This window comes from Kribbella sp. VKM Ac-2568 (genome assembly GCF_004345365.1).
Taxonomy (GTDB): domain Bacteria; phylum Actinomycetota; class Actinomycetes; order Propionibacteriales; family Kribbellaceae; genus Kribbella; species Kribbella orskensis.
Genome location: NZ_SLVF01000019.1, coordinates 149,134 through 158,954 on the forward strand (window position 1 = coordinate 149,134; position 9,821 = coordinate 158,954).

A 9,821-nucleotide genomic window follows, 5' to 3' on the forward strand; every position below is an offset into this window, starting at 1 on the left:
CAGGCCTTCACCCGCCCGAAAAACTGGCCATTGCCGTGCTGTGATTTCAGCGGTGTACTGCAAGTGGGGTTCAGGGGGATGGTCACCATGGTGCGGATCAGAGTTGCTTTCGTATTGCTGACGGCCGGGCTCTTGCTGGGTCCGGCCCTACCCGCCGCGGCCGAGCCCGCGACCTCGATCGCCTATCCCGTCAGCGCCACGGGGACGCGGTACATCGGGCTGGCGTTCGACACCTGTACGGCGCCGACCGTCGCGCAGATGACGGCGTGGAAGGCCTCGCCGTACCGGGCTGTCGGGATCTACATCGGCGGGGTCAACCGCGGGTGCGCGCAACCGCAACTGACGGCCAGTTGGGTCAGCAGCGTGACCAAGCTGGGCTGGCGGCTGATCCCGATCTACATGGGCTACCAGGCACCGTGCACGTTCCGGCCGAACGCGGTGAAGATGACGGGGCCATCCGCCGCCGCGCAGGGGACGAGCCAAGCCGCCGACGCGATCGCCAAGGCCAGGGCACTGGGCATCCTGCCCGGCAGCGCGATCTACGGCGACATGGAGCACTACAACGCGACCGACACGACCTGCCGGGCGACAGTACTGCGGTACCTGTCCTCGTGGACGAAGGAGCTGCACCGGCAGGGATATGTGTCGGGCGTGTACGCGCACCAGAATTCGGGCGCAAGGCATCTCGCCGAGGTGTACAACTCGACCTCCTATGCCCGGCCCGACGCGCTGTGGATCGCCCGCTGGGACCTGAACTCCGCGGTGAGCACGCTGACCAACTGGCCGCTGATCTCCAACCGGTACTGGCTGATCGGCCAGCGGGCCAAGCAGTACCGGGGTGACCACCTGGAGACGTACGGCGGTGTCACCCTGAACATCGACAACGACCGCCTCGACGCGCCGGTCGCCTCGGTCGCGTACGCCTACACGGTTCGGGTGGCCGTGTACTCGCGCACCGGCCCTGGGACCAACTACCCGGCGACGGCAACCCTGGCAGCGAACTCCGGCGTACGGGTCGTGTGCCAGACCTATGGGACGAAGATCGGCGCCACCATCGTGTGGGACAAGCTGACCAACGGCACCTACGTCTCGGACTACTACGTCAGGACGCCGTCCTACACCGGCTACAGCCCGCCGATTCCCGGCTGCAGCTACCCGTACCAGACGACTATCGACAACCTGGCCCGCCGGAAGGGGCCGAGTTCGACATACGAGAGATACCCAGGGCTGCTGCCGATCGGCTCACTGGCGTGGGTCACTTGCCAGCGAGCCGGGGGCAAGGTCGGCACTACGGTGGTGTGGGACCGGTTGACGGACGGTAGCTGGGTCACCGACTACTACGTGGCCAACCCGAGCAACACCACCTACAGCGCTCCGATCCGCCGCTGCTGATCTCCTGGGCCCTGCTGGCTTCTATTGGGCCCAGGGCGGCTGGATCTGGGTGCCGTCGGCCATCGTGCCGGTGAAGCCGGCGGTGATGGCGACGTACAGCTCCGCCGTGGTCCCACCAAGGTTGGAGAGCTGGATCGGCTCGCCCGCCTGCACGACCAGGGCGTCTCCCGGGCCGAGCTTCTCGCCGTCCGGCGTGATCTGCACCGAGCCCGCCAGCACCATGAACACCTCGTCCCGGTCGATCGTGTGCGGTTCGTCGTTCCGGACTCCTGGATCGACGGCCAGCCGCCAGGTGCACAGCTGCCGTGAACCGCGGCTCGGCGCGGCCAGTCCGGTGAACTCGACGCCGTGCAACTGGAACCGCGGCGCGTCCGCGGCATGGATGACCTGCATGAGCACTCCCCTCATTTAGACAAGCTGACTTGTTCAATCTGACTTGTCTATCATGGGAGACATGGCGACGAATGGCAAGCCCGATTTCGGCATCCTGCTGCTGCTCGCGGACCAGGAGTTCGTTCGCGAACTCCGGGCCGCGACGGCCGAGCAGGGCTTCGACGACCAGGGTCGCTCCGACGGCTTCGTACTCCGCACGCTGGGTGCGGCGCCGACCACGATCAGCGGTCTCGCCGAGCGGCTGGAGATCAGCAAGCAGGGCGCAGGCCAGATCGTCGAGGACATGGAACGCCGCGGCTACGTCGAACGCCGTCCCGACCCGACCGACGGCCGCGCCCGCCTCCTCCATCTGTCCTCGAGAGGCGAGGCAGCCCTCGCCGCGGCACGGAAGTTCCACCAGTCCTACGAACGCCGCCTTCGCCGGGAACACGGCGACGAGGCGATCGACGCAGTACGGGCCGTCCTCACCGCGATGGCCGGTGAGTCACAGACCACCGACCCGCACTTCCGCGCCCTGATGTTCTGAGCGCTCAGGCGAAGTAGGTCGGGAAGAAGTCGTTGGTCGGCCAGGTTTTCACGCCATTGGCCGCGGTCCAGAGCGCGGCGTCGATGTCGCCCCACGACTTGCCGCCGGCGTCGTCGCGGCGGTTGAACACGGCGGCCCAGCTCATCCCGTTGTAGGTCCGGACCACGATGCTGAAGGTCCCCGGCAGGCTGCCGGTGTGCCAGGTGTTGCGGCCGGTGCCACCCGTGACGGGACGCACCTGCCAGCCGAGGCCGTAGTACCAGCCGTCGGGGTTCACGCCGGTCGAGGGCTTCGACCAGAACCGGCTCAGCGAGGTGCTGTTCAGCACGCTCGACGGCGCGTCGAACATCTTCGCCCAGCGGACCAGGTCCGGAGCGCTGGCGATCCAGCCGCCGTTCGCGTCGTGGAGCCGCATGCTGAACGAGCCGTACGGCGCGGCGACGGTCTTTCCCGACATGTCCAGCACGGTCGGCGCCGTGTACTGCGACTCGTACGACATCTCGCCGGCGTGCTTCGCGATGGTGTAGCCCTGCGCCATCCGCTTGATCTTCAAGGGAGTGAGCAGTTTCTGCTGCACGTAGGTGGCGTAGCTCAGGCCGCTGACCTTCTCGATCACCCGGCCGGCCAACAGATAGCCGAAGTTCGAGTACGCGACCTTGGTGCCCGGGTTGAAGTCCAGCTTCTGTCCGGCCATGTACTTGATCACGTCGGCGTGCTGCAGTTCCATCGGTACACCGAGAGTCCGGGAGATCACGGCGTCCTTGGCGAGCGGGTCACCGGAGACATCGCGATCCCAGCCGCCGAGGTGCTGCAGCAGTTTCCACAGCGTGATCGTCGACCAGCGCGAGTCCAGGGTCTGACCGGTCGGCGGGGTGATGCCGAGGATGTTGCCGACCGGCGTCGACAGGCTCAGCTTGCCGTCCTGCACGAGCTTCACGATCGCGGCCGCGGTGAAGGACTTCGACAGGCTCGCGACCCGGAACAGCGAGGTGGGCTGGACGGTCAGCGCCGTCGACGTACTGTAGCCGCGGGCAAGCACCAGGCGGCCCTTGTAGGTGACCGCGACCTGCCCGGCCGAGATGCCCCGGGCCTGCATGAACGCCTTCATCTGGTTGTCGAAACCACTCAACGCCGGTACTGCGGTCCCGGTCGCGCGCCAGGTCGCGTCGGCACTGGCCGAGCGGCCCATCACGGTGCCGACTCCGGTCCCGACGGCAGCGGTCGCTCCGGTCGCCACGGCGAGCTTGCCGAAATTACGGCGCGTCAGTTCCACGGAGGTGAACTCCTTCGATCTGCAGGGGGCAGGTGTTCGTCGCGCGAGGAACGTTACTGCTAGACCGGTTCAGCTCAGAGGTTCGTCGAGGATCCAACTGGCGGCTGGTCGACGGTTCGGCTCAGGGCTCGTCGACGACCGAGGCGTACGCGATCACGCCGCGGCGGATCTGGTCGGTGACGGCCCGCGCCCTGGAGCGCAGCGGCGTGGGACCGGCGGCGTCGGCGACCTGTTCGGTGAGGTCGATCAGTTGCTTGACCCAACGGACGAAGTCACCGGCAGCAAGGTCCGACTCGTACAGGACCTCGGCCAGCGACGCACCCGACGCCCAGCGATAGGCCGCCCAGCTGAAGCCGAGATCCATCGGGCGGAGGAAGTCGACGCGCATGTCGCGTTCCAGTGCCGACAGGTCTCGCCAGATCGAGCCCATCTTCTCGATCGCGTGCCGCACCTCGCCCCGCGGCAGCCGCGGCGACGTCGGCTCGTCCTTGGCGCGCGACTCGTAAACCAATGCCGCCAAGCAGGCGGCCAGGTCCGGCACCTCCAGGTCGTCGAACACGCCCTGCCGCAGGCACTCGGCCGCGACCAGGTCGAGCTCGGTGTAGATCCGCGACAGCCGGTCGCCTGCCTCGGTGGTCTTGTCACCGTCCAGGTAGTGCAGCGCGTCCAGCACCTGGCAGACCCGGTCGAACTGCCGGGCGATGGTGTTGGTCCGCTGCTCGATCTTGCGCTGCACCTCGCGGTTCTCCCGGTCCAGCCGGAAGTACCGCTCGGCCCAGCGGGCGTGGTCCTCGCGATCCGCGCATCCGTGGCAGGGGTGTGCGCGCAGTTCCGCCCGCATCTGCTGCAACTCGGGGTCGTCCGCGTGCGTGACCACGTCGCCGTTGCGGCTCCGCGACGACGGCGGGCCTTCCTCCCCGAGCATGTCGGTGCGGCCCCGCAGTACATGGGCCAGCTCGCGGCGCTGCTGCGGGTTGCGCGGGTTGAACTTCTTCGGCACCCGGAGCGAGCCGATCGCCTCGACCGGCGTCGGGAAGTCGATCATCGACAGCTTGCGCACCTGCCGGTCCAGCGTCAGCACCGTCGGCCGCGGTCCCTCGCGCTCCGACCGCACCCCCGGGTCGAGCACCAGCGCCCAGCCGGCACTACGGCCCGCCGGGATCCGGATGATGTCGCCGATCCGCAGCTTCTCCAGCGATTCCTGGGCCTCGACCCGGCGATCCAGCTTGCGCCGCTTGGACCCGGACGACTCGCGCTCGCTGATCCGGCGGCGCAGGGCGGCGTACTCGAGGAAGTCGCCGAGGTGGCAGTCGATGGACTCCTTGTACCCCTCGAGCGCCTCGTTGTTGCGCTGCACCTGCCGCGCCAGCCCGACGACCGCCTGGTCGGACTGGAACTGCGCGAACGACAGTTCCAGCATGTCGCGCGCCCGGCTCCGCCCGACCTGGCGGACCAGGTTCACGGCCATGTTGTACGACGGGGAGAACGACGAACGGAGCGGATACGTACGGGTCGAGGCCAGGCCGGCCACCGCCCGCGGGTCGAACCCGGGCTGCCAGAGCACCACGGCATGGCCCTCGACGTCGATGCCGCGGCGACCCGCCCGGCCGGTCAGCTGGGTGTACTCCCCCGGCGTGATGTCGACGTGCGCCTCGCCGTTCCACTTGCTCAGCTTCTCCAGCACCACCGTGCGGGCCGGCATGTTGATGCCGAGGGCAAGGGTCTCGGTGGCGAAGACGACCTTGATCAGGCCGCGCGCGAACAGCTCCTCGACGACCTCCTTGAACGCGGCCAGCATGCCCGCGTGGTGCGCCGCGATGCCTCGACTGAGCGCCTCGGCGAAGTCGTGGTACCCCAGTACTCCGAGGTCCTCGTCCGGCAGGTCCGAGGTGCGCTCCGCGAGCACTCGCTTGATCTCGTCCCGCTCGCTCGGCTTGGTCAGCCGCAGGCCCGAGCGCAGGCACTGCAGCATCGCGTCCTCGCAGCCCTTGCGCGAGAAGATGAAGTAGATCGCCGGCAGCAGCGCGCCCGCGTCCAGCTCCTCCACCACGTCCGACCGGTACGGCGTGAAGTGCGACCGGGCCGGGCGGCTCTTCGGCAGGTCCCGGCGGCGGCGTGGCTTGCGCGAGTCGTCCCGGAAGATCCGGCTGTCGTCGCGGGCGATCCGGACCAGCTGCGGGTTGACCAGATCCTTGATGTCGGAGCTGCCGCCTCCGGCTCCAGCTCCGGCCTTGGCCGGGTTGCCGGACTTCGCCGGGTTGCCGGAGCGGCTGGGCGCGCCGGTCCGGGCGGTCGGGGCCTCGCCGGCGAACAGGTCGTGCAGCCGCTTGCCGACCATGACGTGCTGGAACAGCGGCACCGGCCGCTTCTCCTCCAACACGACCACGGTGTTCCCGCGGACCGTCTCCAGCCAGTCGCCGAACTCCTCGGCGTTGCTCACCGTGGCCGACAGCGACACCACCGCCACCGAGTCCGGCAGGTGGATGATCACCTCTTCCCAGACCGCGCCACGGGCCCGGTCGGCCAGGTAGTGCACCTCGTCCATCACCACGTACGACAGCCCGAGCAGGGTGTTCGACGCGGCGTACAGCATGTTCCGCAGTACCTCGGTCGTCATCACGACGATGGGCGCCTCGGAGTTGATCGAGTTGTCCCCGGTCAGCAGCCCCACGTTGTCGCTGCCGTAGCGGCGGACCAGGTCGGAGTACTTCTGGTTGCTGAGCGCCTTGATCGGGGTGGTGTAGAAGCACTTCTGCCCCCGCTGCAGCGCGAGGTGCACCGCGAACTCCCCGACCAGCGTCTTCCCGGACCCCGTCGGAGCCGCCACCAGAACCTGGTGACCGTCCTCCAGGGCCGCACAAGCCCGCAACTGGAACTCGTCCAGCTCGAAGTCGTAAAGCCCCCGGAACTCCTTCACCGCAGGATGCTCCTGGTCCGAGCGGAAAACGGCATACTTCTCGGACGGGGTGCTCATACGCCCCAGGCTATGCGAAGCCACCCCCAGACCCACGCCACCCGCCCGTACCCCGCCCCACGCACCCCCTCCGCCGCACGACTCCCACCCACCCCCTGGGTCGCGCTCCTCGGTCGCCGCTCGGCGAACACCAGGTGGTCGCAGTGGAGTGACCTGGGTCACTGGACGGGCTGCTGGGTGGTTACCAAGCTGCCCGCGAGGTGGTCAGGCGGCCGGCCCGCTCTAGAAGACAACCCCGAGCTGCTGATCCGGCCTGGCTGTACCGAAGGACAGGAAGAGGTCGCTCGCAACGTCAACCTCCACGCCTACCGAGGCGATCGAAGCGCAGACAGATTGCAGTACTTCCTGTCATTCCGTACGCCGCTCGCCTCGTCGACGTCTGCGTGAGCTGAGGGCTGCTACTGGATCGGTGTGGTCTGGGCCAACCCGATCCGCCAGCCGTCAGCCGTCCTGACCACGACGTAGGTCAACGCTCCCTCCGAGGGCAACGCGCCCTCCGAGCCTTGCCTGTTGTCGTGGACAGTCTTGATGCAACTGACCAACGCGACATCAGTTGCCAGGACCCGGATGTCCACGATCTCGACGCTCGTCTGCACATCCTTGAGCGACGAGGCAAGCGCAGTACTCATAGCCTCCGCGAACGCCTCCCGCCCCAGCAGCCGCCGCCCCGCGATGTTCACGATCGCCATCTGCTCCAGGTGAAGCCCAGGCAACACCGCCGCATCACTCTGCGCCCGATCGGCCTCCGCAACGAGTTGCCGGATCGCCTCTTCATCCTCAACGGCGAGGGCCACAGTCGAAGTACCAGTTGAAGTCATGCCCCCACCCTCCAACCTCAAGCACCCTTGAGGTCAACCTCACTCTCCGCCAGGCGATGCACCACCGGGTCCAGGCACTGTGTCCAGGCACCTTCGCTGGACCTCGGACACTTAGTGGGACCTCGGACACCTTGCCGGGGGCTTGGACAGGATATTGCTTGTTCAATGCCCCCAGTTGGTGTCCGAGGTCCCGACAACTGCCCTTGTCCACAGTCCGGATCGACCGAACGGCGAACCAGCACGAGACGAGCTGCGACCTCCCGGCGTCCACACCACCACGGAACGCGCACTCCCGTTCGCCGACGGCCCTGAGCTAACGGAGCCCGGCGACGCGGCGAGCCACCGGCTCTTGCCGGGCGGCGACGGATGAGCCGCAACCCTGGATGGGTCGGAGCGGGGGACGGAGGAGCCGCGCGGGGCGGAGTACTAGCCGATGTGGAAGGGGTCGCCGTAGACCTTCCAGTCGAGGGGGGTGTTGAGGTTGAGGTTGCCGTTGCGGAGGAAGACTCGTTGGGCAGTGTCGACGCGGCTGGTGTCGCTGTGGGCCTCTTCCTGCTTCATCGCCCAGACTCGGGCGTCGAGGAAGGCGTTCAGGTAGGTGGTCTCGTTGCCGCCCTGGGACGGCGGCTTGGCCTTCTGGAGGGCGCGTTTGCGGATGCCGCCGAAGCTGACGGAGTCGGTGCCGGGGCCGTGCATGACGATCGCGTCGTAGTACATGAACTGGCCGAGGGTGCCGATGCCGTCGGCCTTGCCCTGGGCAACGGCCGGGTTGAAGTAGACCCGGTCGCGCTCGTCGTTCTGCGCGGTCTTGAAGGCGGTGTCGTTGGCCGCGGTCTTCCAGTCCCTGGTGTAGTTCGGGTCGAGGCCGGCGTGCGAGTCGCTGCCGTCCACGTCGCGCAGCGCCGGCAGGTACCTCGCGAGCACGTTGCCCGGCTTGCGGTTCGTGTAGAGCTGGACCAGGTCGAGCATGTCCCCGGTCCCGGAGCAGAAGCCGATGATGCCGGCGGTGTAGCCGCGGCCGTCGTCGATGTCCTCGATGTACTTGTACTGCGCCTTCCAGTCCAGCGACGAGTTCTCCGCGCTGGACACGATCTTCATCGCGATCTCTTTCTTGGCCGGGTCGTCCAGCCCGGTCGCGGCGAGCTTGTCCTGGTACTGCGTGACCGTGGCGGCTTGCGCGTACTGCGCGGCGCCGGGAGCTGCGGCGGCCGGCTGGTACGGCCGGGCGAACGCGGTCGCCGGGGTGGCGGCGAGGCCGAGTCCGAGCAGGATGCCGGTCAGCCGGGTGACCTTCTGACGGGGGCGGTGGGTCACGATGTTCTCCTCCGAGGGGCGTCGGGAGCTATCTGTTAGGAAGCTTTCCTATCAGACAATTCCCGTGACGACTAGAGATGAAGAGAATTCACTGCGTAGCCGATCCCCAGCGACCCCAGCTCGGGCGGGGGCGGTTCGCCCGCTCAGGCGAAGACGGTGAGGGCACCGGGAGCTATGCCGATGTCGACCGGGAGCGGGCCGAGGATCTCGCCGTCCGCGTAGGCGGTGACGCCGGCGGACTCCAGGCGGACCGTGCTGCCGCGGAGCGCGTGCACTGCCGGGTGCCCGACGTGCGTGCCCTTCGAGAGCTTCGGGAACAGCTGCAACAGAGTGAGCCGCGAGACCGGCTTGATGATGGTGATGTCGAGCAGCCCGTCGTCGATCTCGGCGCCCGCGCAGATCTGCAGGCCACCCCCGTACGTCGGGCCGGTGCCGACCGCCACGAGCATCGCATCGGTCTCGATCGCCTCGCCGTCGACGGTCACGACGTACGACAGGGGGTTGAAGGTGCGCAGTTCCGCCAGCGTGGCGACGGTGTAGCGCGAGTTGCCCTTCGGCCAGCCCATCTCGTTGGCCCGCTTGTTCACCAGCGAGTCGAAGCCACCCGCCACGACGGTAGTGATGTACCGGTCGTTCGCCATCGCGAGGTCGACGGCGCGGGTGTCGCCCTTCACGATCAGGTCGGCCGCTCCAAGCGGATCCTTCAGCGGTACGCCGATGCCGCGGGCGAAGTCGTTCCCCGTACCGGCCGGGATCACCCCGAACGGCATCCCGGACTTCGCCAGCACCTGGGCGCCGAGGTGGATCGTGCCGTCACCACCGACCAGGGCCACCGCGTCCGCGCCGGAGGCGATCACCTCCGCCGCGATCCGGCCGACATCCTCGGCGCAGGTGGTCGCGTACTCGTCGACGGTCAGCCCGGCCGACTCCAACCGGGCGCGGACCTGCGGGGCGACGCGGGCACCAAGGCCCCGGCCGGAGGTGGGGTTCACCACCAGCGCGATCCGGCGGCTCATCTCAGCCGGCCAAGAGTTCGTCGGCCTTGCGGGCCTTGCGCTTGTCGTTGATCTTGGCGATCACCTCGGCGGCGAAGAACAGCAGACACATCGGGATCGCCAGCAGGCACATCGT

The 9,821-nt window shown here is 68.1% G+C and carries 8 protein-coding genes; 2 read left to right on the forward strand and 6 right to left on the reverse strand.

Annotated elements, in window-relative coordinates; all coding sequences use genetic code 11:
- Positions 1 to 87 precede the first annotated feature (87 nt).
- The gene (locus EV648_RS39075; protein WP_199235069.1) at positions 88 to 1,392 is read left to right on the forward strand and encodes a glycoside hydrolase domain-containing protein; all 1,305 of its coding nucleotides are present in this window, start codon (positions 88 to 90) and stop codon (positions 1,390 to 1,392) included.
- A 21-nt stretch (positions 1,393 to 1,413) separates the two neighbouring features.
- Here the strand turns inward: EV648_RS39075 and EV648_RS39080 are convergent, their stop codons facing one another.
- Entirely contained in the window at positions 1,414 to 1,785 is a 372-nt protein-coding gene (locus EV648_RS39080) for a cupin domain-containing protein (RefSeq protein WP_158294190.1), read from the reverse strand.
- 61 nt (positions 1,786 to 1,846) lie between these two features.
- Between EV648_RS39080 and EV648_RS39085 the strand changes: the two genes are divergently transcribed.
- A complete protein-coding gene (locus tag EV648_RS39085) occupies positions 1,847 to 2,311 on the forward strand; it encodes a MarR family winged helix-turn-helix transcriptional regulator (protein ID WP_132300944.1) in 465 nt (154 codons plus the stop codon).
- Positions 2,312 to 2,315: 4 nt separating this feature from the next.
- Here EV648_RS39085 and EV648_RS39090 read toward each other — a convergent pair whose 3' ends face one another.
- The 5 genes from EV648_RS39090 to EV648_RS39110 form a co-directional block, all read right to left on the reverse strand.
- Positions 2,316 to 3,584, reverse strand: a complete 1,269-nt coding sequence (locus EV648_RS39090) for a serine hydrolase (RefSeq protein WP_132300946.1) — start codon at positions 3,582 to 3,584, stop codon at positions 2,316 to 2,318.
- Between the two features lie 121 nt (positions 3,585 to 3,705).
- Positions 3,706 to 6,558, reverse strand: coding sequence for an RNA helicase (locus EV648_RS39095; protein ID WP_132300949.1), 2,853 nt, complete (start codon positions 6,556 to 6,558; stop codon positions 3,706 to 3,708).
- Positions 6,559 to 6,956: 398 nt separating this feature from the next.
- Positions 6,957 to 7,376: an SgcJ/EcaC family oxidoreductase gene (locus EV648_RS39100; protein ID WP_132300950.1), complete on the reverse strand. Its 420-nt coding sequence runs from the start codon at positions 7,374 to 7,376 to the stop codon at positions 6,957 to 6,959.
- A 426-nt stretch (positions 7,377 to 7,802) separates the two neighbouring features.
- Complete coding sequence (locus EV648_RS39105) at positions 7,803 to 8,690, reverse strand: chitosanase (RefSeq protein WP_305000068.1); 888 nt, start codon at positions 8,688 to 8,690, stop codon at positions 7,803 to 7,805.
- Between the two features lie 143 nt (positions 8,691 to 8,833).
- Positions 8,834 to 9,706 (reverse strand): diacylglycerol kinase family protein, encoded by an 873-nt coding sequence (locus EV648_RS39110; RefSeq protein WP_132300952.1) that lies wholly within the window; start codon positions 9,704 to 9,706, stop codon positions 8,834 to 8,836.
- Between the last annotated feature and the right edge of the window lie 115 nt (positions 9,707 to 9,821).